The organism is Psychrobacillus sp. MER TA 171, from assembly GCF_023713305.1.
Classification (GTDB): domain Bacteria; phylum Bacillota; class Bacilli; order Bacillales_A; family Planococcaceae; genus Psychrobacillus.
The window spans coordinates 1-23,307 of record NZ_JAMAWN010000013.1 but is presented as its reverse complement, the minus strand read 5'-3'; the positions used below and the strand labels follow the sequence as shown (position 1 = coordinate 23,307).

Genomic DNA, 23,307 nt, shown 5'->3' with positions numbered 1-23,307 from the left:
ATATATGAACATTTTTCAACATAGTTGTTGGATGTTAAGAATAATTCTTTTGTATAGGACAACCCTATGTTATGATAGCTATAGATAAATTAATTTTTTTGAGGTGAAATTATATGCAATATGTTATGACAGTAATTTGGACACTTATCTTGGTTACGATGTTAAATTATGTAGTAGGTTCAGTTAATGGCGTAGAAGAATTTAACTTTTTCCATGGTTTATATATGGCTATCCCAGCAGCTATTATAATTATACTAATTACTAAAGTAATTCCGGATGAGCCTGTAGAAGCTAAACATCATTAATAAAAAAAACTCCCTTCAAAAGGGAGTTTTTTTATTTGATAGCTGTATAGCGATACTATTTCACCATTAGCTGGCCATCCTCCAGGCTCGCTACAATTGTGCTACCAGGCAGGACGTTCCCTCCAATTAGCATTTTTGCAACTGCTGTTTCTAGATATCGTTGGATAAATCTTCTGAGCGGTCTTGCGCCATAAGCAGCATCAGTTCCCTCTTCCACGATCCACGTATAGACATCTTCCTCGACCTCTAAAGTAACTTCCTGTTCTAGCAGACGATTTTGCAGTTGTTTTACATACTTTTTCGCTATCATTTCAAAGTGATGAGTCGTTAAGGAATGGAACATAATAATGTCATCCATACGGTTTAATAGCTCAGGCTTGAAGTGTGCACGAAGAGCGGTCATTACCAGTTCCTCGTCCGTTTCTGACACTTGTCCGGTTGTATTGGATAAGTATTGGGAGCCTATATTGGAAGTTAAAATGACAACTGTATTTGTAAAGTTGACGATTCTCCCCTGACTATCGGTTATCCTTCCATCATCCATTAGCTGTAACAAAATATTAGCAACATCTGGATGAGCCTTTTCTATTTCATCTAACAGCACTACTGAATATGGATTTCTTCGCACAGCCTCTGTTAACTGACCGCCTTCCTCATAGCCTATATATCCAGGTGGTGCGCCGACTAATCGAGATACGCTATGCTTTTCCATATATTCCGACATGTCTATACGAATGAAGTGTTCCTCTGAGTCAAACAGGTTAGCAGCTAAAGATTTAGCAAGCTCTGTTTTTCCTACACCAGTCGGTCCTAAAAATAAAAACGAACCAATTGGTTTATTCGGGTCTTTTATACCTGCACGTGCACGCCAAACAGCCTCTGTCACTAATTGTACTGCCTGATCTTGACCAACTACACGTTCTCCCAATGTCTCTTTAAGGCGAAGAAGTTTTTCTCTTTCTCCTTCTACCAGCTTAGTTACTGGGATGCCAGTCCATCTTGAAATAATATGAGCAATTTCATCTGCAGTGACTTCTTCTCGAAGTAAACGTGAATCATAATCATTGTTTATCTCATCTTCATATGATTGAAGTTCCTTTTCTAAAGGTGGTATTTTACCATGACGTAGCTCTGCTGCTTTATTTAAATCGTATTTATTTTCTGCTTCCTCTAGCTCTCTGCGATAGCGGTCTAACAGCTCTCTCTTTTTTTGAACTACTTGAATGGACTCTTTTTCTGATTCCCATTTTTTACGCATATCTGCTGAGGACTTGTCTAACTCCTCTAACTCCTGACGCAATTGTTCTAATCGCTTTTTGCTAGCTGAATCCTTTTCTTTCATCAGCGCTTGCTCCTCAATTTGGAGCTGCATCATTCTTCTAGTTACTTCGTCCAGCTCTTGAGGCATTGAATCTATTTCCGTACGGATCATGGCACATGCTTCATCTATTAAGTCTATTGCCTTGTCAGGAAGAAAACGTTCTGTAATATAGCGGTTGGAAAGCTGAGATGCTGCTACAATTGCTCGATCGTGTATACGTACACCATGATGTAATTCAAAGCGTTCCTTTAAACCACGAAGGATGGATACTGTATCCTCTACAGAGGGTTCTCTTACTAATACTTGCTGAAAACGGCGCTCTAACGCAGGATCCTTTTCAATATACATACGATATTCATCAAGAGTAGTCGCTCCAATACAATGCAATTCTCCTCGTGCGAGCATTGGCTTTAACATATTCCCCGCATCCATGGCACCATCTGATTTCCCAGCACCAACTATAGTGTGGATCTCATCAATAAATAAAATGATTTTTCCTTCACTCTCTTTGATTTGCTTGAGTACTGCTTGAAGTCTCTCCTCAAATTCTCCACGATACTTTGCTCCTGCAATTAGCGAGCTCATATCTAATTCGAAAATCTCTTTATCCTTCAAACCCTCTGGTACATCTTTTTTTACAATTCTTTGTGCCAGTCCCTCTACAATAGCGGTTTTACCAACCCCTGGTTCTCCGATCAGTACAGGATTATTTTTAGTTTTTCTTGATAAAATACGAATGACATTTCGAATTTCCTGATCTCTACCGATAACCGGGTCCATTTTGCCGTCTTTTACTGCATTTACTAAATTACGTCCGTACGTTTCTAAAGGACTTTTTTGATCTTGTTGGTTCATTTGCATATTAACAGCTCCATTTCACAAAACTTTGACCTTTATTGACTATTATAAATATAAATCCTTGTAGCATAATTTGTAAAGTATTAAGCTTTATGTAACGGAATATATGCTATATTTATAGGTACATATAAAGGTGGTGTTGAGGTGGATCATACTTTAGTATCCCCAGATATTAGTTTATTATTTAAACAATACGGTTCTATTATAAAATTAGAGAAGGATCGTTCGGTTTATATAGAAGGCGAACTAGCACAAGACGTATATTTTATTGTAAGCGGCTCTATTGCGATAAATAAAGATACAGAGGGCGGCAAATTACTCACTTTAAGAATAGTAGGCCCCGAAAACTGTATAGGTGAATCTGGTGTTTTCGCAGATAATACTCATCATAGTTTTTCTGCTCTTACGTTGGAGACTACACAGCTATTAGTGCTACCAAAAAATAAATTAGAAAAATTTCTTGTTAATTCTACTCAGTTAATGGTGGAATGGACAAAATATATACAGCTTATTTACTTAAAAAACCAGACAAGGTTTCGTGATTTGATGCTTTATGGTAAAAAAGGCGCTCTATATTCTACTTTAATACGCTTGTGTAACACGTATGGTGAACCATTATCTGATGGTAGGATTAAAATTAATTTTTCACTTACTAATCAGGAAATAGCTAACCTTTGCTCGATGAGTAGGGAAGTAGTTAATCGAATGTTAAATGATATGAAAAGTGAGGGTCTAATTTCGTTTCATAAAGGTATTATTACAATTAACGATTTAGAGTTATTAAGAAGAGAAAACCAGTGCGAAAGCTGTCCTCTTTGCGTTTGTCGGATAGATTAATTAGAGTAAGTGAACGATTGTCGTTCATTTACTCGCTTGTATATATCGGTGTTTTGTGACGGGCGCTTTTCGCGTGCACGACTCAAGCCTTCTCCCTCGCTATACTCAGTTCGGGTGCTTCCAATCGCCACTCACAATAGCGTAAGTGGCAAGTCCTCTCCAAGGCAATCGTGCTGTGGTGAAATTTCATACTTATCCCGCTGGAATTGCCCCTACAAATCAAACCCTAAGCAGCTATAGAAAAACAGCTCTTATAATTCAAGAAAAAACGCATATAATCAAACAAGGCACCTCCTGTTCGACTTGAACAGAAGATGCCTTGTTTTGTTTTAAACGTCCTCTTTTATAATTAGAGGAGTCTTAATAATTATCGAATACCTAATGCAATTTTTGCATATCGAGACATATTGTCTTTTGACCATGGTGGGTTCCAGACAATATTAACCTCAGTGTCTTTAACTTCAGGTAGCTCAGCTAGTGCTGTTTTAACCTGATCTACTATCATTGGACCCATCGGGCAACCTATAGAAGTTAGTGTCATCGTAACTGTTGCTTGTCCCTCATCAGTTAGATCCACATCATATACTAAACCTAAATTGACAATATCTACGCCTAGCTCTGGGTCAATAACATTTTCCAGGGCAGCCATCATACTATCTTTCATATCTTGATCCATACTAATACCTCCTTACATCTTTCATTCATCATAACAAAGATATATCAATTATGCCAAACGGTTAGCTAACCATTCCGTTGAACGAAGCATACCTTTTCTTGAAACTGCATGGCCAACGCTTTTTTCTTTCATAAACTCAATCTGAGCATCACCATATTGTTCAATCAAATCTTCCACAAATTTGTTAGTAGGTGCGAACGGTACTACTTCATCCTTCATGCCATGCCAGAAAAATAGTGGCTTATTTTCTAGTTTCTCTAATTGCTTAGAAGCATCAAATATAGATAATGTATCAAACATTTTTTTCTTTTCTTCTTCGTTCATTGGAATCTTAAATCCTCTTTGCTCAACTAAAGTCATTTGATCTTTAGCAAGGTTTACATATCCCGGGGTTCCCATCATAATAGCAGCCGCATCAATCCATGGATATGCCGTTAAGCAGCCCAGTGTTGTAATTCCACCCATAGAGGTTCCAGCCAAGCCTATTTTTTGTCCGTTGTCATATCCGCGTGTGTTTAATTCTTTTTTTAGTTTACCTAGCTCTTCGATTGATGTTAAAACAATTTCCCAAAAACGAAGGCTAATCTGTATTTGGTCAAGATCAATATCTCGATCCCCGTGTAAATGAGCATCAGGCATGATAACTCTACAGCCTTTATTGACTAACTGGTATGCATAGTGTAAATTATGCTCTTTTGCACTCTCAAAACCATGAAGAAAAAAGACTACGGGAGTATTTTTTGTAAAGCTTTCTTTTGATATATGTAGCACAGGGATGTCTCCCCAATTTTCTAAATTAGTAATCATTGAATATACACCCCTTATTCGTTATATTACTATTTTAACAAAGTAAAAGTTTTTTTACAAAATCGCGAACCAATACATTTTGACGGAACATCTGGAACAAGATAAACTTTAATAAGATGAGGGGGAATATGCACATGGAACGACACTTAATCGTATTAGACTTAGATGGAACTTTATTAACCGACCAAAAGGTTATTTCTGATAACACGAAAAGAATTTTATTAAAGGCTAAGGATGAAGGGCATGAAGTAATGATTGCAACGGGTAGACCCTATCGAGCAAGCGAAATGTATTATCATGAACTTGGGCTAACTACTCCTATTGTCAACTTCAATGGGGCATTCGTACATCACCCTAGAAATCGTTCATGGCAAATGATACATAAACCAATTAGCTTGAATGTTGTAAAAGAAGTAGTTGAGGCCGTTCAAAGCTATTCGATAAAAAATATGCTCGCAGAAGTCCTAGATGACGTATACTTACATTATCATGATGAACAAATGATCTCCGCTTTAGTACAAGGAAATCCCAATATAACTACTGGTGACCTTCGACAATTTTTAAACGCCGATCCAACTAGTTTACTCATACATGCAGAGGAAAATTCAGTAGATGATGTTAGAAAGCATTTAAAAGAAGTTCATGCAGAAGTTATTGATCACCGCCGTTGGGGAGCACCTTGGGATGTTATTGAAATTGTTAGACACGGTCTGAATAAGGCAGTAGGTCTCGACCATGTATCCAAATATTTAAATATCCCTAAAGATAGAATTATTGCATTTGGAGACGAGGATAACGATTTAGAAATGATTGAATATGCTGGCGTTGGTGTCGCAATGGGTAATGCTATTTCCCCTTTGCAAAATATCGCAAATGAAATTACTGCAACAAATAATGAAGATGGTATTGCAGAATTCTTAAAAGAAAGATTAAAATTGAATTAATATAATTCACAAATTTTAGGAGGACAAAAATGAGAATATTTGCCGACAGTGCAAGTGACTTACCAAAATTATTTTTTGAAACAAATCAAGTCGAGTTAGCACCACTTCGTGTTCATATTGACGATAAAGAATATGAAGATATAAACGACATTGTATCAACAGAGGTATACGCAGAGATTAGAAATGGTAAGCAGCCTAAAACTTCTCAAACTTCTCCTGAACATTTCCTTCGTATTTTTGAGGATCTTGCTAAGTCAGGAGAAGAAGGTATTTACATCGCTTTCTCCTCAGAGTTATCAGGTACTTATAGTACGGCTGTGATGATGAAGGAACAATTATTAGAGACATATCCGGATATGAAGCTAACTATCATAGATTCAAAATGTGCTTCACTTGGATATGGACTGCTTGTAAAAGAAGCAGTAAAACTAAGAGATGAAGGACTAAGCCTTTCGGAAATTGAAGAGAAAATTAGATGGAATGCTACACATATGGAACATCTTTTCACTGTAGATGACTTAGATTATATGGCCCGCGGTGGACGAGTTTCCAAAGCAAGTGCATTTATCGGTGGCCTGTTAAACATCAAGCCTGTACTTCATGTAGAAGAGGGCAAACTTGTACCGATTGAAAAAATTCGCGGCACTAAAAAAGTAATGAAACGTATAGTAGAATTAGTAGAGGAACGCGGAGGAAATTTAGAAGGACAAGTAATTGCTATTAGTCATGCAGACGTATTAGATCGAGCACAAGAACTAAAAGAAATGATATTAGAAAAAATGCAGCCTACAGATGTAGAAATTCATCTGATTGGTTCCACCATTGGTGCCCACACTGGCCCCGGAGCAATCTCTGTCTTCTTTTTGAACAAAGAAGCATAAAACTTTTAATAGATTAAAAGACAAATCTTCCAGCAGATTTGTCTTTTTTATTGGAATTAGAATAGTTCCTCCATGTTGTCACATAATAAGCTCGACCTGAAAAAATCATGTCGACTTATGACGAAATGGAGTGAAAAAATGGGTATTTTATCTGGGAATCAAAAAGAGCAACCATTACATTGTGGTGAAGTTTTTGCTATTTGGACTAATTTAACAACCAACCAAGGATTAATTGCTGCACACCAAACCTTTTATAATCACGCTGGAGATACAGATCTAAAAAAAATTCTTGAAGATTCCGTGGATGCCATGAAAGATGAAAACAAGTATTTGGAAAGGATTCTCAAGGAAAATGGCATTGGACTTCCACCTGCCCCTCCTGAGCGTCCTGTAGCTCAAGTAGAAAATATCCCACCAGGTGCAAAATTCAATGATCCTGAAATTGCAGCTGCGTTAGCAATCGATGGCGCTTCAGGATTAGTAGCCTGCAGTAAGGCAATGGGTATTTCTACAAGAGAAGACATAGCTACCATGTATGGCCAATTCCATATGAAAAAAGCTCAATTAGGTGCAAAATTATTGCAGTTAACGAAGGAAAAAGGTTGGTTAATCCTACCTCCACTTCATACAGAACATCACTAACAAGAAAAGCGCAAGCGCCTGTCACTGCCCCGACAGGCAAATGCAGAAAAGCGAGGAGGCAGTTCCTCAGCCACCGGAGCTTTTATCCATTTGACCCCGAGGGGCAAGGCGATGAAGCTGGACATCAAGAAAAGCGCAAGCGCCTGTCACTGCCCCGACAGGCAAATGCAGAAAAGCGAGGAGGCAGTTCTTCAGCCACCGGAGCTTTTATCCATTTGACCCCGAGGGGCAAGGCGATGAAGCTGGACATCAATTCAATTTATCTTTCTAACTAAAAAAACTATCTCTTGGCACTCAAGAGATAGTTTTTTTATTATTTCGCTTTGTTTTCATCGTCTCTTCTTCTTTGCTTTCCTTTTTTCCAAACAATTACGAGGAATAAGATAAATAACAAATAAGAGATTCCCATTGCGATTATATAAGCTGTATTTAAACCTTTGCGGTCTGTTACTTGAAAGACTTCCACAATTTCACGATCAATAACTATGCGGTATGAGCCATCATCCGTGGTTCTAATTAAATCGGATTCAAAAATCCCTCTAACTTCCTTGTCTTCTCCTACAACTTCACTAGAAAGATCAATACGTTGGGTAGCGCTAGTATTATTTACAACTATAATAAATGTTTCTTCTTCTGATTCACGCTTATATACTGCATAACCATTTTCATTTTTTAGAACTTCTATGTCACCAGATCTAAGTGCATCTGATTTATTACGAATGGAGTTAACATCTTGGATATACTCGATTAACTCTTCATCTACACGAAAATTCATGATTTGATGGCTTTCTTCTGGTACCTGACCGTTCATGGCAATTTCCGTTCCATATGTCATATAAGGTACTCCAGGTAGTGTCAGTAGTGTTCCTATAGCAGCGCGAATGCGCGTCGGAGGGAACATGTTTTCCAAAGCACTATGGTAAGTAAAACGTTCTGATACTAAATTGTCAATTAGGAGTAAGTCATTGGATTCAACCGAACTAATAACATCTGAAGGGTAATCCGTGTTTTTGAACGCATCTCTTAGTGCGACCATACGTTGTTCTGAATAGTTGACATCAAAATTCGCATCGCTTTCCTCTAATGCTATAACATACATTGGATTTCTTACTTCTTTTAAGGCTGTAATCATTTCGTTTATAAATTCTGTAGGTGCGCCTTCTATTTCAGAAAGCTTCACTCCATCAATTTTGTACTTAGTAGCAAAAGCTACAATAGTGTCTATAAGTTCAGTCTGTACTTCCGGATTTTCTAAATCTAGTTGTAGTACGCCGTCTTTGGATATAATCCAATCTTGCTTGTCCTCTTCACTAGCCCAAGTATGCTGCGCACTATAGTTATTCAATGGAAATTCTATCATTAGTTTCATCTTTTGATTATGTGTTTTCTCAATCAAAGCTTCTAATTCATCAGCTGTTCCAAAATGTTTTTCAATTTCATTAAAATCTAAAATTGCTTTACCATCATAGGATTCCGTTGAGAAAACTGGACCGATAGAGAGTATTGAAAAGCCTAAATCACGTATGTGATCCATTTTGTCCATGATTCCTTTAAAATCTCCTCCAGCGAAGGCTAGATGATCTTTCGTATTAACATTGTAGTCATTTGCGACTGTGCTATTAAAATATCGGTCAACGTATAAGTCATAAATACTTTCATTTTGTATAGATGAATCCGCTGCTTGAGCACTAAAAGCAGTTGTCATCCATAGGCTGCTGAAAAGTACACTACAAACAAGCCATTTTTTAAATTTCAAGGTAATCCTCCTCTACATCGGGTCAACATAAAATTGTCTTGTTTATTTATACTCTAAAACAAGACTTATCATCGTTAATTTTAACAAAGCTACGTTTCAATCGCTATGTTTTAAAAAGAAATAGGTAGAAAATAAAAAAGTATTCGTCCAAACTGTGTCATATTAATAGCTTCTAGGGTTTCTAATCGTTTCCGGTCGGCTTTTGCTAAGACATTACTGCTGTATTGAAGAATTTTTTAAGTTCCTTTTAGATATTGAAAGTCTTCAGTCGGAATCTATTTGTTTCCGGTCGGCTTTTGGATAGACTTTGGCCATATCATTATCGGAGAAGTTTTAGGAGTGTTGTCGTGACTACCGTCACGACAACACTCTACTTTCGGTAATCTTATGGCTTAATTCTATCCGTCGCCTCCCTTCAACTATTAGAAACGGAATAAAGGCATTTTAGCTAATAAAGGAATAAAAATATTTTCTAATGGTCAAGCGGCTCGCGAAGATGCAATTTCGCGAGCTATAGGCTTTTTTTATATAGAAGTTCTTACTTATTTTTTTCAAAACGTTATTAGAAGTATATTACTTTATTTATTCAACCATTAAGTGACTAGTTTGGTTGGCTATTATATGCGTTCTGAAGAACCTGCAGATGTTTCTGCTGATTATTCAAATTCATTCTTCCGTTTATTGAAAAAGTCGTAGAAAAATCTTACGTTTTCAAGCTCAGTCCATCTATTTGTTGTCAAAAGGGGTGCGTCAAGATTATAAATCTTAGCATCTAATGTTCCCAACATAAATGGAGAATGTGTCGCTATAATAAATTGACAGTCAAAAAACCTTGCGAGTTTATTGATTTCTTCTGCCAACTTAATTTGGTTTGTAGGAGAAAGAGAGGTTTCAGGTTCATCGAGCAAGTATAATCCGTTTGGGACAAGATATTCATCAAATATCTGCATGGATGTCTCACCGTTAGAATACTTCTCATTAGAAAATTTCATAATCTTCATTTGTTTGTACATCTGTGAAGAATGTTTCAACTCTTCCAAACGTTCCTTAGTATATCCCAACCTAGAGTGTTGGTACAGGTAACCCTCCTTAAGAACCGCCTCCTGCTGAATCTTCTTGATCTCATATAAAATATCTTCGCTTTTGATGTACAAACTATTATACGGTAGTTGATCTGACTCTCCGTCACTCTTATTTTCACCTAGCGCGTAGGAACATTCTGATATGTAATCTAACGGGTATATGTTATGGCTATTATTTGTTATTTCCTCAGCCCCCGTAATTTTAAGCTTGTTTGCCATTAAATTTAATAGTGTGGACTTACCGGAACCATTGTTACCATACACTACTGTAATGTTATGAAAGACTAACACTTCTCCAGTTATTTTTCTAAACACATTGTATGGATATGCATTTGGATTATTGACTGTATGAAGTGAAAGCTTGAAGCTTTTCAGATAGATCATATGGGTTAACCTCCCTTTTGGAATAATGAATAGCTATAATCAATATTATCATTTTTTTATTATTGCTCTAGAGGGTTGAATCTTAAATAAACCTTCATTTTCACCATAGCCTTCTTAAAGGGACTATAAATCATCACGTAAGATATGGATAATAGCTTCTAGCTCACGATAAGGATAGCGTCTACCGAAGCAAAAATCTACCATCGCTCTTCCCTGTATTACAATGGGCATAAACTTTTTATTTAAATACAAAAAAACTCCCATGTAAACATGAGAGTTTTAATTATTATGCTAAAAAGTTAATACCCATTGGAAGCTTGAATCCAAGGAATAAAGCAACAAAGAAGAACACAAATACTAATACAAGAAACGTCGTATATGGTTTACCTTTTGCTTTTTTAACTAAAGTCATTTCCATCATACCAATTACAAGAATACCAGCTATAAACTTCAAGCCATACAGCATGCCTTCTCCATAATCCATCCCTTTGATGAATAAAGCAACTCCTGTAAGGATGATAAGCAAATAATCTAAACGTAAAATCATCTGAACAACCTTTGAATTAGACATTGCTAGAGCAACAAAAAACAAAATTAATGCTACTACCCAAGTTGTTATGTGTAAGTGCGTACTTGCTAAGAAATCCATTGTTTCACCTCAACGTTAATTTTAATATATCTTTACTATACCACTTTTAAACTACCATTACTCAAACTTGTTTACAAGCGTTCCGATTCCTTCAATAGAAACTTTCACAATATCGCCTGATTTTAAGAATTTTGGAGGATTGAATCCCTTACCTACTCCTGCAGGCGTACCTGTTAAAATAACATCTCCGGGCTCCAAAGTTACAATTTTTGATATCTCACAAATAATATTCTCAACCGAATAAATCATATCGGAGGTAACACCATTTTGACGAATTTCATCGTTAACTTTTGTAACGATCGTTAGGTCCTGAGGATTTGGAATTTCATCCTTCGTTACCACATAAGGTCCCATAGGACATGACCAATCTAAACTTTTACCTAAGAAGAACTGCTGGTGTTTCTTCTGAAGATCTCTTGCGGTAATATCATTAGCAATTGTGTAACCAAATACATAATCATAGGCTAATTTAGAAGGAATATTCTTTCCTTCTTTTCCTATTACGATTGCAAGCTCACCTTCGTAATCTAACGAAGAAGTAACCTCTGAGTGGACTGGTAACGTTTGTTCATCTGCGGCAATTGTTGTCGGAGCCTTTGTAAATACAACAAAGTCCTCCGCTACCCCACCCATTTCCTTTGCATGATCGGCATAGTTTTTACCAATTGCCATTACATTTTTGGGTGTGCGAGGTATCGGTGATAGCCATTCAATTTCTGTAAATGAGCGTTTAAAACGATTTGGATCCTCTTCTTTTAAAGCTGTTTCTATTAAAACACGTATTTGTTCAATAAAATCCATCCCGAAGCTGACACCTTGGACGATAGTTGCAGGAAAATTAGGTAGCACTTGTAATTCTTCTTGAATAGTAAGTACATCCCAGACTGCTTCTTCTTTTTTTACTTTTGGACCAAAATAAATTTTATCGTTTAATCGGTATGACAATAGCTTCATCTATAAACACTCCTCTAAAGAAATTTGAATCTATTAATATAGTCTATTACAAACTTTGTTTAATTTCATCTTTTTCGATCATATTTTCGAATAAGTCAGTTTTCTCCACAATAATTCGACAGGACCTTGTTTAAACTTAGTAAACCATATTTCTGCAAAAATGATTTGAATTACATATATTCCTATTGCCATCCATGTACCTGTGGCTATGTCGACTTTACCGTATAAACCAAAGCCATAACCATAGAAAATAGTAGTTGCAAGAATAGATTGCATTAAATAAATGGTCATAGACATTCTTCCTGCTTTAGCAATTGGGGATAATAGTTTTCCTACTATAGGAATTGTACAAATCAATGCAAGGAAGCCACCGTAAGCAATGGCTTGAAGAGGCCCTCCAAAAGTGTCTTGGACCGTCATTGTAAATAAATCATCACCTTGACTAAACGGTAACCACTTAATAGCTGTTCCTGCTGTCATCGCAATAATTATTGTAATGATCCAAAATAACTTCAGCTCACTCGCTCGCTCGATTAGTCTTAGCTTTGCAGCCGCCGATCCAAGCATTAAAAGCGGTAATATTGTACAAAGAATAAGCACAACATTTAAACCGTATCCTTGCATGTAAAGCCAATCGGCTAATCTTTGTCCAAATACATCGAACCACGATCCTTGTGAATAGGCTACGGCCGATTCCTCTACCTTTTGAATTGCTGTATAAAGAACGGACTGGTCAGGGGCTATTTTTGTCATGAAGTAGACCAACCCAGTTAACAAGCCATTCGGTATTAAATACAAAACAGCTGCGATTATTATTAACCAAAGTGGCTTTAATTTCATCAATACGATTAAACACAATCCGGCTAATGCATAGGTAATCAAAATGTCACCAGACCAAATTAAAAATGCATGAATACACCCAATTCCTAGTAGTATCAATAGCCTTCTTACTGCGAGGCGGGAAAAGGATGTGCCCTTTGCCTCCGACTTCATAAATTGCATTGCTAATCCGTATCCAAATAGCATTGCAAACAGCGGATAGACACTGCCTTGTACGAAAATATCAATCCACTTATAGGTTTCTTGATCAGCTGGGGTTTGATACCAGTCATATGGATTCACATAAATATACGGACCATGAAAAAATAGCATATTCACTACGAAAATTCCTAGTAAAGCAAAGCCTCTCATTACATCGATAGAAATGATTCTTTCTTTTTCTTGCGTAGGTAAAATCACCAAGCTTCCCCCTAAATAATTACTGTTTTATTTATATCAAATAGATATAATACTCTCTCTTTTATATCGACCTTCAAGATGTCTTCGATAGCCTTTTCATATAATGAAAGCTGTATTGCGTATCTATTTTTCATCTCTTTTAGTAAAAGATCCTCGTTGCTTTGTAAATGCTTTACTTTATCTGTTTTATAATCTAGCAGCACCCACCGTCCATCTTCCTCTTGGAATAAACAGTCTACAACCCCTTGGACAATCTGCTTATCGCCATCTTGGTCAACTAAAGCATAGGTAAAAGGAAATTCTCTCATAACGTTTTTAGCAATTCTTAAACGTTCGGCCATTTCAGAATGAAAGAAAGGGACCATCTTTTCTGGATTAATCGCTTCTTTTTCAGCATTAGTAATGATTTCTCGTTCTTTTAGCCTCTCTGCAAATGCCAGTACTTGTTCGGCGGTCTTTCGTTCAGATAAATCTACATGCTGCATAAACGCATGGACAGCCGTACCTGCTTCGGCTCCTGTCAATTTCGTTCCTTCCTGTAAAAAGAAAGGACGCTTAGCCACTTTGCTTTTTACAGGAGTAGTAGTAGGGCCAAAGAACTCTTCATCATGGCGCTCGGACAATAATTGTAGGCGCTTCATTTCGCTCACTGACTGCTTAGAACGTTTATGAGTGGAAGCTTCAAATTCGTAGCGCGTATCAAAGATTTTCTTAACATCCTCTAATAACGCTGGATTTTCCAACTGCAATAGTTCCTGAAGTGAAGTTTCCTCTTTTTTCTCTTCTTCCTGGTGAACTTTAAGTTCATCTATATGCTTAGCAACTATATTCCACTTGGAGGGACCCTCTACTATGTTTGCCTCGTTTATTTGAGATAACTGACTATAATCCCGGTGTCGAGCAAGAGCAGGACCTATCCAATCCAAATATCCTTTCGCTTTTGCCCTTTTATAATCTGGGATCATTTCATCACTCATAAGTGTTTGAGAATCCTCCCATTTGTCTAGGGTTTTTGCTAAATCCTTTATAGTAGCTACTAGGAATAAGTGCTCCTTGGCACGAGTCATCGCCACATAGAGAACTCGCATTTCCTCTGCTTTTAGTTCCATTTGTTTCTTTTCTTTTACCGCTAGGAATGGAAGCGATGTGAAAGAAATACGTTTAATAGGGTCTATTGCCTTTACGGCAAGTCCAAAGTTTTGATCAAATAAATATGACTCGTTAAAGTCCATTTGGTTAAATGGTCTTCCCATCCCTGCGAGGAACACGACAGGAAATTCCAGACCTTTGGAGGAATGGATGGTCATTAAGCGAACAACATTTTCTTTTTCACTAATAGATCTAGCTGCACCCAAATCGTCTCCACGCTTTCTCATCCGATCTATAAAACGTAAGAAACGGAACAATCCACGGAAGGATGTCTTTTCATAAGCAACTGCTCGGTCATGTAACACACGCAGGTTCGCTTGGCGCTGTTTTCCGTTAGGCATAGAGCCTACTATTTCATAGTAATGGGTGTCCAAATAGATTTGCCATATTAAGTCTGCCAAAGAGCCTCTTCTACTAAGATCTCTCCAATCTTCAAATTGTAGCAGGAATCTTTGGAGCTTCTCTGCCGTTTCAGAGGATAAGCCTGCTCCTCCACTAGAGACAAATAGCTTCAACGCTTCATAAAATGATTCCTTCGGTGCAGCTAATCGGATAAGCGCAAGCTCTGATTCAGTTAAGCCAACGAAAGGTGCTCGAAGAACAGAAGCTAGTGAAATATCCTGGTAAGGATTATCAATTGTACGTAGGGTATGTAGCATGATTAGAACTTCTATCGCTTCAAAGTAACCTTTGGAAAGCTCTGCATATAAAGGAATTCCTGCCTCTTTAAACTGTTCATTGACTTCCTGCGACCAGGTCATGGACCGCATAAGAATGACCATATCGCTATATTGAACAGGGCGTTCTTTCTTTTTCCATGGATCATAGACTGTATGTCCGCTCGCGATCATTTCTTTTATTTTTGAAATGATATAACGTGCCTCTGCTTGGGATTTTTTTAATTCCTCCTCGGCATCAACAGATGAAAAATCCTCCTCATCTGCATCTACCTCGGCACTTCCATCCTCCACTTCATATAACAACGCAAGCTCTACTGCTGCGTCTTTGTCATCGTATGGGGCTTGAGGCTTCAAGGAAGCAGCATCATCATAATCTATTTCTCCAACATTTTTACCCATAATTTGTTGGAAGATATAGTTCGTTCCATGGAGCACTTCTTGACGACTTCTGAAGTTTGCATTTAAATCAATTTTCACTCCAGATTCTAATGGCTCTTCATTAAATACGCGATACTTTCCAAGAAAAAGCATAGGCTCAGCAAGTCTGAACCTGTAAATAGATTGTTTTACATCGCCAACCATGAACATGTTCCCAGTTAATTCATCACCGCTTTTAACTAATTGAAGAATAGTTTCTTGGAGATTATTAGTATCCTGGTATTCATCCACGAGCACTTCTTTAAATCGCTCCTGATATTCCTTTGCAATTGCGGAAGAGACTAAATTTCCGTCCTCATCATGGTCAGTGAGTATCCCTAAGGCATAATGCTCGAGGTCAGAAAAGTCTACTAGCCCTCTATCATTTTTTGCTGCAGTGTATCTTTCTCCATAAGAAATAGCAAGATTTACTAATGTTTTTAGGTGAGGAGCCATCAATCTCATCTCTTCTAAAAGTCGTTCAGGTGTTCGCGTAAAATATTTGTCCTTGAGATCGTTGACTACCTTTTTAGCCTTATTCCTCTTACTCGTAGCCTTCTTTTTCAGCTCTTCATCACAGGAATCCTTTCGAATGGAGGCAGCTTTCCCCCACTTTAATCCTTGGAAGTAATAATACGTGTCCTGCCAGCTCCCCATCTTCAGTAAGCGTATGGCTTCCTGTATAAGTTGTTGATCATTTATAGCCGTCTCTCCAAGTGGAGCAGGGCCGTCAGGAAGATTCGCAAGCTTTCGAATATCCTCTGCCAGCGCCATCGCTTCCTCCAGCTGATAAATAATCGCGAGCTTTAACGGGTCGATGAATGACAGTTCATCTATCGTCATGTCACTGTCTAGCTCATAAGCTTCCGGGATAGCTAGTAGCCATTTCTTTGGCTCTGGATGCACACGAGCATACGTATATAACTTATCGATCATCACTTCAATCGATTGGTCATCTCGATCGGAGGTGAAGCTGTCGGATAATAGATACATAGCATCTGGATTTTCTGTCTGGTATGCTTCTTCTAGGATGTCAGCTAGTACATCGTCGCGTAGAAGAGCTGCCTCTGTGTCATCTGCAATTCGAAAGCCCGGATCGATTGTCAGCATATAGGAATACTGACGCACAATGTTTAAACAAAAGGAGTGTAAGGTGGAAATCTGTGCTTTGTTTAACAACGTCAGCTGCTTTCTCAAATGATTGGAGTTAGGGTCCAAGGCAATCGCTTTTTCCAACGCCTCTCTCATTCGATGACGCATTTCTGCTGCCGAAGCATTTGTGAATGTAACGACTAGCAATTCATCTACGTTTATTGGATTTTCCTTTGCAATCACCTTTTGTATAAGTCGATCGATGAGCACAGCTGTTTTACCAGAACCTGCAGCGGCAGCTACGAGCACATCTGAACCAGTTGCCCAGATTGCCTTCCACTGCGCTGGTGTCCAAGTTAAATCATCTGGCATCTTAGGAATCTTCATTTGTACTCATCTCCTTTTGTATCTTGTCCGCTATAACATCTGGTTTATCTACTTTTAACACTCGGACCTTTTGCTCCGGATCCTGCGGGTCGAATTGACAAACGCTCCTATATGAGCAAAATTGGCAAGGCATCTTATCCTTCATGACATATGGATATACTCTCGTGTCTCCTGCGTTCATGCCGTTCCCAGCCTGTTCATGCTTTTTACGGACAAAGGTTTGAAGAAGTTTCATTTGATTTGGTTCTACAACTTTAGAGGAGGATTTGGAAAGGCTGCCGTCCTTGTTCATCCGGACAGGAATAACCTTCGAAAACCCATCTATTTGCTCGTCCATCTCTGTAATCACTTCTGGGTCGGATAACAACAGTCCATTCATTTTATAGGATTTATATATGGAATCCTGTAGCTCCTCATCCTCTAATTCCTTCTCGCTTTGAATAAACGGATTATGCATATGAACGTAAAGTACACCAGCAGGCTCTGCTTCTTCCTGGAGCCATATTTTAGCATTTTCTACAGCGACGTCTAAGTACGTTAACAGCTGTAAGGAAATACCGTGATACACTTCATTGAGATCAAGACCTTTTTTGGAGGACTTATAATCAATGATGCGCATGAACATATTGCCATTTACATTCGCTGCGTCCACTCGGTCGATTCTTCCACGCAATTGCATCTTACGTCTATGTTTTAATGGTATCTCTAGAGGTGGCAATTGTTCGCCTGGACCAAAGCCTGCCTCAATCGCAATTGGTACGAAGCCAGATACTTTGGAATGTCTGCTTAATGCCACTAACGTATTTCCGACGATTTGCTCTAATTTTCTTTGAATATAACGATAACGATTTGTACTCAACAATAGCTGATGTACAAAAATTGGTACGATATGGTCGACTGCCTGCTTGGCAAACTGCATGCATTGGGCTCTAGTCAACTGTCCCCACGTTAAATCTAAGCGAGAGGTTTCATCTGAAATCCATTTCATTGCAGCATGAAAAAGATCTCCCATAGCCGGTGCCTCTAAGCGATATTCTGAACGCTCCTCTAGCTTTAACCCATAACCAGCAAAGTGGGCAAACGGACAGCTATAATACTTTTCAACCCTTGAAACACTGGAATTAATCGTTTCCCCGTATAAAGCTGCCGTTATATCCGAGGATAGAAGGTCTGTTTTGTTTCCACGCAGCATTGGGCGAATAATTCGCTTAATAAGCGTAGACCAATAAGGATCCTCCATATAATACTGATACACAGCCTGCCATTCATCTGATAACTCTCCAGACTGTAAAGCCTGTCGTAACTGCATCGACAGGTAAGCAAGAGTAGTTCTCGGGTGGCTGATTAACGTCATACTAAAGCTAGGATCCTTTACATCAGAAGGATCGATTACCGCTATCTCTATTGGCACCCCTCCTACAAGCTGTTGGAGCTTACTAATATACATAGAAGGCAACTGAGCCTTCCCTTCACTATCGGCAATAGCATAGGAAACATACAAATAGTGAGAAGGAGTAGCAAAGGCTTTATAAGTCAAGTAATTTTCATCGAGCAATCTCATTCGAGAAGTCGGTGCGAGCTCAAAGCCTACTTGGGCGAACCACTCACGCTCCGTATCTGACAGCAAACCCTCGTGATCGATTCTTTTTGGAAACACACCATCGTTCACTCCAACTACAAAAACCGCTTTTATATTCGTCAAACGCGCAGTATCCACGTTTCCAACAATCACCTGATCAATCGATGGAGGAATGCGAGAAAACTCTAGCTGGTCATAACCCTCGTCAAGTATTTTCATAGTCTCTTCGAGAGACATTTCCTTCTCTCCGAACATTAGAACAAATTGATCTAGCACATCGACCCATTCATTCCACGCTTGGTCATGCTCTGTAGCCAGCAACAGCTGTCCGCTTTCCTCCTCCACTTCTTTAAGTTTTTGCAGTTTTTCGTACACCTGTAAGGATTCCATAAAGGTATAGAGCGCAATAGCAATTTCTTTTCCTGTATTACATTCCTCCAGGGCATCTGCCAAATTCTTTATCGGCTGGATAAGAATATCTCTCGCCGCGTGAATATCAGCCTGAATACTAAGCTCTTCATCCGTTTGTACCTTTGAATAGAATTCTAGGCCTCTATACTTTTTGTACACCCATCTTCGACTATCGAACCATCTATCCCCGTATATACCAAAGGACAGCACGAAATTCTCTAAACGATCCGCTCGTTCTCTCCACATCGTTTTAGGTGCATCAATCGGGAAGAATAGATCCGTTTTAATCGCTCGGAACATTGGCTCATATTTCCAGTCCGATTGAATAATTTCTAAAACCGTTCTGCTGAGCTCGATCAGAGGATGATGAAGCATAGATTTCTTTTTACTTATAAAAAATGGGATTTCATATTGGGGAAAAGTTGTCTCTATTAGCCCTTCATAACTTTCAGTATCTCGGTGTAATATTGCCATTTCGTTATAGCGGACATTTTTAAATTGAGCTAAATCTCTAATTTGTCTAGCAACTGCATGAATCTCGGCGCGTCTATTCATCGCCTCCGTTAGCCTTAGTGCTCCATTAGACATAATTTGAGGAGTTGGGATTTGGTCGAAATTAGCTTCAATATGAGCAAGCTCTTCTGCTACGAACCGTCTTTGATCTGTAAAATGCTTCGTTTCCTCTACCTGAACGTTTTCAGTCTGAGCCATTTCAATTAATCTAGCAGCTGTATTAGCAGGCTGGAAGAAAAGAGACTGCTCATCAAAGGCATCTGAAAGACTCTCCATTGGCAGTGCGATAGATAGTCTTTTTACCTTTTTCATCAATGCTTGGATAATTTCTAGTTCTCGAGCGGTAAAGGAGGTGAAACCATCAATATAAATTTCTGAGGTTTCCAAAAGATAGGAGTCCTTAATATTATTTGCGAGTAGTGTTAAATACCCTTCTCCGTCTACATAGCTTGTCCCTAGCCTTTGTTCGATTAAATCAAGCATCATCATAATATCCGAGGATTTATCTAATAATGTTTGAGGGGCATCGACAGCCTTTAAGCTGCTAAAGGCATTGCTCATCGAAGAGGAGTCCACGCAATAACGACTAAATTCCTTCAATAGCACCTCTATTTGGTCGGTGAACCCCCGCTTAGTAGATGCACGCTTAAACAAAGTAAATTCGTCTTTGTTGTCCTCTAATAAGCTACGAATAAGCATACGATAGCCAAAGCCGCTAATCTCTTCTTTAGCTATCCCACCTGTTTCTTGAAGAACACGCCAGGCAAGCCGTTTAAATGTACTCACTTGGGCGCGAATAATTCCAGTTACCCCTGAATCGGCGGCCATGTCATATTCACTGGAAAATGACATTTGGTCAGGTACTATATAAAAAATCGGATCTCCGAATGGAGCCGCATTTACTGATTGAACAATTTCTTGTTGCATAAACTTTGTCTTACCGGATCCAGACCGACCACTAATAATTCGTAATGACAAGCTAAACAAGCTCCTTTCCATAAAAAAAAACGAATAATCTCCTACTCTCTATTGTACAAAACATAGTCAAGTGAGGGAAATTATTCGGACGTAAAATTGAAGGTAGCATCTGCCAATGGAAGGTATTTGAATTTAACCTCTCCAATAACTTCGTCTTTATCTATAAAATGAAAATACCGACTGTCTAGACTAGCAATTCGATTATCTCCTAGTACAAAAAGTTTGCCTTTCGGTACCGTATTACTGCCAGTTAGTTCAAGTAAATTAAAGTCTTCCGTAAAATGTTCATCTGGATTTTTATAAGCAAGATTACTTTCTAGAAATGGCTCCTTTACCTGTTTTTCGTTCACAAATAGCTCATCATTTTCATACCGGATTGTATCTCCCGGCAACCCAATGACACGCTTTACAAAGTCTTCCTCACCATTGTTAAAAATGATGACGTCCATACGGTTGATCGGTGAGATTTTACTAATTAAAACCCTATCCTTATCCGCAAGGGTTGGCATCATCGACTTACCACTAACTTCATAATTTGTTACAAGAAACATTCGAACTACGACTACAATAGCTATAGCGATAGTTATGGCAATGACCCATTCCATTGTCTCCTGCTTAAATTTACTCAAATGTCTCTCCTCTTTTTCTCTTTCTTTTTATATTGACTCCACTTATGTCTTCTTCTACTCTCTTTTCAATTCTTTTTTCCACATGCTTTCCTATAAACCATAAGATAGCAATGATTAGGATAACAATTGCAGTTCGAACCGGTTGTGTCACAAGTGCTTTAAGATCTGAGCCGATAAAGCTAACGACAAAAATCATAATGAGCTTTCCTGAGGCTACAGTCCATAAATACGTATGTTTTTTTATATTTGATAACCCTGCTACGATATTAACCAGAGCAGATGGAGTAAAAGGGAAACAGATCAATAGGAATAGTGGTCCAAAACCATTCCTCTCTACCCATAATATTAATTTTTGTATTCTTTCATGCCTAGTTATAAAACCTAAAACTCTGGCCCGTCCATATTTACGAATAACTAAAAAGACGGTATAAGCTCCAACAAAGGAACCAACCCATGATAATAAAAATCCAAACAATAAACCATAAGCAGCTACGTTAGCAACGATAAAAACGACTAATGGTAAAAATGGCAGAAAGGCTTCCAGAAAGGGCAGAAGAATGCCGATAATCGGGCCAAGTGTCCGATATTCTTTTGTTAAATCAGTAAGTGTCTCAAACGATAACCAATCTGGCATGTCTCTCTCCTCCGCTTATGTATATTTATACTTTCCCCTTTTATTGTATACATAAAACTATACTCTTATAGTATAATTTTTTCATTATGTAAAAAGGATGTGAATATTTTGTGAATAGATCTTTCGCGAGCGGGATGCGGGATGGACTAAGTATCGCTATTGGTTATTTTCCCGTGGCTCTCACCTTTGGCCTATTAGCAAAAACCTCAGGATTGTCTCTTCTGGAGGCAACCGCCATGAGCATATTTGTTTACGCTGGAGCAGCCCAATATATGTCCTTAACGCTTATAACAAAAGGGGTAGACCCTATATTAATTGTATTAAATACTTTTGTAGTAAATATCCGTCACTTTCTTATGACGGCATCACTCAATGAAAAGATGCAAAGCGAGAAACGATGGATTAAAGGCATTTATGCATTTGGGATAACGGACGAAGCCTTTTCGGTTCTTGCTACTAAAAAAGGCGAGAAAATTTCCACCCCGTTTGCATTTGGTGTCGTGATTATTGCCTATAGTAGCTGGGTTGTCTTCACTGCAATTGGTCATGCGATTGGTGCAAACCTCCCTGCTTTTTTAAAAGCAGCGATGGCTATAGCTTTATATGCCATGTTCATAGGATTACTAGTCCCGTCTATGAAGGGTAACCGAAAAGTAGTGATGCTAGCCCTCATTTCTGCTGTGATTAATGCTTTTTTTTACTGGACTAGCTTACTTTCTACTGGATGGGCTATATTAGTCGCAACGCTTGCTTCTTCTATTCTAGTTGAAATCATCTATGCAAGAAAACAAAAAAGCTTGCCAAAAGGAGTGTTATAAATTGGGTAGTTGGTATTGGTGGATGCTTTTTGGTATGGCAGTTGTTACTTACATTCCTCGGGCATTTCCTTTAACATTTTTGGAAGGCAAGGAACTGCCACCTGTTATTTCAGGTATATTACGTAATATACCTTTTGCTGTTTTAGGGGCATTAATATTTCCAGCAGTTTTATACATACAAGAAGGCGATCTATTATTTGGTTTTATAGGCGCTATCATTGCTTTTACTCTCGCTTTTTTATTTCAAAATGTGATGGTTGTCGTCCTTGGAACAGTCGGTTTTTTAGCAGTTTATAGCCTCTTTATATAAAGGTTTAACTTCTTTAAAAATTTTAATTTATTAAAGCTTTGTTAAAGTTATTGGCTTATTTGTACTAACAATTCTTATTTATAGTGACTGTAAACATATTCAAATGACTATCAAATAAATTATGAAATTGGGGTTGGCAACAGTTTTTTTGCTTTGTTTATGCAAGTAAATTTATAATCAATATATCGATGTATCAAGGATGTTCCTATTTATTGATTGGAGCCCATACGGCGACTCCTACGGGATGACATAGCTATCAAGTTAAGAAAAATTTACGTCATTCACTCTCATATGAACTGGTATTTTTGAAAATTAGACCATATGAAATTAACACTTTTTGGTTTAACCAAAAAATGTAAGTTTAATTTCTTTCTA

The 23,307-nt window shown here is 38.1% G+C and carries 19 protein-coding genes; 7 read left to right on the top strand and 12 right to left on the bottom strand.

Going from position 1 to position 23,307, the window contains the following annotated elements; genetic code table 11:
• The first annotated feature begins 113 nt into the window (after nucleotides 1-113).
• On the top strand, nucleotides 114-305 hold the full coding sequence (locus M3627_RS12925; protein WP_169361213.1) for a DUF2929 family protein: 192 nt from the start codon (nucleotides 114-116) through the stop codon (nucleotides 303-305).
• Between the two features lie 55 nt (nucleotides 306-360).
• Here the strand turns inward: M3627_RS12925 and M3627_RS12920 are convergent, their stop codons facing one another.
• Nucleotides 361-2,487: an ATP-dependent Clp protease ATP-binding subunit gene (locus tag M3627_RS12920; protein WP_251556042.1), complete on the bottom strand. Its 2,127-nt coding sequence runs from the start codon at nucleotides 2,485-2,487 to the stop codon at nucleotides 361-363.
• Between the two features lie 141 nt (nucleotides 2,488-2,628).
• Between M3627_RS12920 and M3627_RS21070 the strand changes: the two genes are divergently transcribed.
• Nucleotides 2,629-3,321: a Crp/Fnr family transcriptional regulator gene (locus tag M3627_RS21070; protein ID WP_251556041.1), complete on the top strand. Its 693-nt coding sequence runs from the start codon at nucleotides 2,629-2,631 to the stop codon at nucleotides 3,319-3,321.
• A 367-nt stretch (nucleotides 3,322-3,688) separates the two neighbouring features.
• On the opposite strand, the gene M3627_RS12910 is transcribed toward M3627_RS21070, so the two are convergent.
• On the bottom strand, nucleotides 3,689-3,997 hold the full coding sequence (locus M3627_RS12910) for a metal-sulfur cluster assembly factor (protein WP_169361026.1): 309 nt from the start codon (nucleotides 3,995-3,997) through the stop codon (nucleotides 3,689-3,691).
• Nucleotides 3,998-4,045: 48 nt separating this feature from the next.
• Nucleotides 4,046-4,804: a prolyl oligopeptidase family serine peptidase gene (locus M3627_RS12905; RefSeq protein WP_251556040.1), complete on the bottom strand. Its 759-nt coding sequence runs from the start codon at nucleotides 4,802-4,804 to the stop codon at nucleotides 4,046-4,048.
• 134 nt (nucleotides 4,805-4,938) lie between these two features.
• Here M3627_RS12905 and M3627_RS12900 point away from each other — a divergent pair, with 134 nt between their 5' ends.
• From M3627_RS12900 to M3627_RS12890, 3 genes are all read left to right on the top strand, one after another.
• Nucleotides 4,939-5,748 (top strand): Cof-type HAD-IIB family hydrolase, encoded by an 810-nt coding sequence (locus tag M3627_RS12900; protein ID WP_169361028.1) that lies wholly within the window; start codon nucleotides 4,939-4,941, stop codon nucleotides 5,746-5,748.
• 29 nt (nucleotides 5,749-5,777) lie between these two features.
• Complete coding sequence (locus M3627_RS12895) at nucleotides 5,778-6,629, top strand: DegV family protein (protein ID WP_251556039.1); 852 nt, start codon at nucleotides 5,778-5,780, stop codon at nucleotides 6,627-6,629.
• Nucleotides 6,630-6,767: 138 nt separating this feature from the next.
• Entirely contained in the window at nucleotides 6,768-7,271 is a 504-nt protein-coding gene (locus M3627_RS12890; protein ID WP_169361030.1) for a DUF3231 family protein, read from the top strand.
• Between the two features lie 313 nt (nucleotides 7,272-7,584).
• Here the strand turns inward: M3627_RS12890 and M3627_RS12885 are convergent, their stop codons facing one another.
• The 9 genes from M3627_RS12885 to M3627_RS12845 form a co-directional block, all read right to left on the bottom strand.
• Nucleotides 7,585-9,027, bottom strand: a complete 1,443-nt coding sequence (locus M3627_RS12885; RefSeq protein ID WP_251556037.1) for an alpha-amylase family glycosyl hydrolase — start codon at nucleotides 9,025-9,027, stop codon at nucleotides 7,585-7,587.
• A gap of 656 nt (nucleotides 9,028-9,683) precedes the next feature.
• On the bottom strand, nucleotides 9,684-10,493 hold the full coding sequence (locus M3627_RS12880) for an AAA family ATPase (protein ID WP_169361032.1): 810 nt from the start codon (nucleotides 10,491-10,493) through the stop codon (nucleotides 9,684-9,686).
• 286 nt (nucleotides 10,494-10,779) lie between these two features.
• On the bottom strand, nucleotides 10,780-11,142 hold the full coding sequence (locus M3627_RS12875) for a YisL family protein (RefSeq protein ID WP_251556035.1): 363 nt from the start codon (nucleotides 11,140-11,142) through the stop codon (nucleotides 10,780-10,782).
• 57 nt (nucleotides 11,143-11,199) lie between these two features.
• A complete protein-coding gene (locus M3627_RS12870; protein WP_169361034.1) occupies nucleotides 11,200-12,096 on the bottom strand; it encodes a fumarylacetoacetate hydrolase family protein in 897 nt (298 codons plus the stop codon).
• Between the two features lie 78 nt (nucleotides 12,097-12,174).
• The gene (locus tag M3627_RS12865; RefSeq protein WP_251556032.1) at nucleotides 12,175-13,335 is read right to left on the bottom strand and encodes a DUF418 domain-containing protein; all 1,161 of its coding nucleotides are present in this window, start codon (nucleotides 13,333-13,335) and stop codon (nucleotides 12,175-12,177) included.
• Between the two features lie 11 nt (nucleotides 13,336-13,346).
• Nucleotides 13,347-17,060 carry a helicase-exonuclease AddAB subunit AddA gene (gene addA / locus M3627_RS12860; RefSeq protein ID WP_251556031.1) on the bottom strand — a complete coding sequence of 1,238 codons (3,714 nt, stop codon included), beginning with the start codon at nucleotides 17,058-17,060 and terminating at the stop codon, nucleotides 13,347-13,349.
• Nucleotides 17,047-20,541: a helicase-exonuclease AddAB subunit AddB gene (gene addB / locus M3627_RS12855; protein ID WP_251556029.1), complete on the bottom strand. Its 3,495-nt coding sequence runs from the start codon at nucleotides 20,539-20,541 to the stop codon at nucleotides 17,047-17,049. Before addB ends, addA begins: the two co-directional genes overlap by 14 nt.
• Nucleotides 20,542-20,621: 80 nt before the next feature.
• Entirely contained in the window at nucleotides 20,622-21,170 is a 549-nt protein-coding gene (gene lepB, locus M3627_RS12850; protein WP_285841708.1) for a signal peptidase I, read from the bottom strand.
• Nucleotides 21,163-21,804, bottom strand: coding sequence for a TVP38/TMEM64 family protein (locus tag M3627_RS12845; RefSeq protein WP_169361038.1), 642 nt, complete (start codon nucleotides 21,802-21,804; stop codon nucleotides 21,163-21,165). Before M3627_RS12845 ends, lepB begins: the two co-directional genes overlap by 8 nt.
• A gap of 134 nt (nucleotides 21,805-21,938) precedes the next feature.
• Here M3627_RS12845 and M3627_RS12840 point away from each other — a divergent pair, with 134 nt between their 5' ends.
• Entirely contained in the window at nucleotides 21,939-22,622 is a 684-nt protein-coding gene (locus tag M3627_RS12840; RefSeq protein ID WP_251556078.1) for an AzlC family ABC transporter permease, read from the top strand.
• A 1-nt stretch (nucleotide 22,623) separates the two neighbouring features.
• On the top strand, nucleotides 22,624-22,932 hold the full coding sequence (locus tag M3627_RS12835; protein ID WP_251556026.1) for an AzlD domain-containing protein: 309 nt from the start codon (nucleotides 22,624-22,626) through the stop codon (nucleotides 22,930-22,932).
• Nucleotides 22,933-23,307 lie beyond the last annotated feature (375 nt).

What these genes read in the sequence shown, in the direction of transcription:
- M3627_RS12895 (WP_251556039.1), top strand. Translation starts at nt 5,778, where the DNA reads ATGAGAATATTTGCCGACAGTGCAAGTGACTTACCAAAATTATTTTTT.
- M3627_RS12840 (WP_251556078.1), top strand. Translation starts at nt 21,939, where the DNA reads ATGCGGGATGGACTAAGTATCGCTATTGGTTATTTTCCCGTGGCTCTC.
- M3627_RS12920 (WP_251556042.1), bottom strand. Translation starts at nt 2,487, where the DNA reads ATGCAAATGAACCAACAAGATCAAAAAAGTCCTTTAGAAACGTACGGA.
- M3627_RS12870 (WP_169361034.1), bottom strand. Translation starts at nt 12,096, where the DNA reads ATGAAGCTATTGTCATACCGATTAAACGATAAAATTTATTTTGGTCCA.
- M3627_RS12890 (WP_169361030.1), top strand. Translation starts at nt 6,768, where the DNA reads ATGGGTATTTTATCTGGGAATCAAAAAGAGCAACCATTACATTGTGGT.
- M3627_RS12875 (WP_251556035.1), bottom strand. Translation starts at nt 11,142, where the DNA reads ATGGATTTCTTAGCAAGTACGCACTTACACATAACAACTTGGGTAGTA.
- M3627_RS12900 (WP_169361028.1), top strand. Translation starts at nt 4,939, where the DNA reads ATGGAACGACACTTAATCGTATTAGACTTAGATGGAACTTTATTAACC.
- M3627_RS12925 (WP_169361213.1), top strand. Translation starts at nt 114, where the DNA reads ATGCAATATGTTATGACAGTAATTTGGACACTTATCTTGGTTACGATG.
- addA (WP_251556031.1), bottom strand. Translation starts at nt 17,060, where the DNA reads ATGAAGATTCCTAAGATGCCAGATGATTTAACTTGGACACCAGCGCAG.
- M3627_RS12845 (WP_169361038.1), bottom strand. Translation starts at nt 21,804, where the DNA reads ATGCCAGATTGGTTATCGTTTGAGACACTTACTGATTTAACAAAAGAA.
- M3627_RS12905 (WP_251556040.1), bottom strand. Translation starts at nt 4,804, where the DNA reads ATGATTACTAATTTAGAAAATTGGGGAGACATCCCTGTGCTACATATA.
- M3627_RS12910 (WP_169361026.1), bottom strand. Translation starts at nt 3,997, where the DNA reads ATGGATCAAGATATGAAAGATAGTATGATGGCTGCCCTGGAAAATGTT.
- M3627_RS12880 (WP_169361032.1), bottom strand. Translation starts at nt 10,493, where the DNA reads ATGATCTATCTGAAAAGCTTCAAGCTTTCACTTCATACAGTCAATAAT.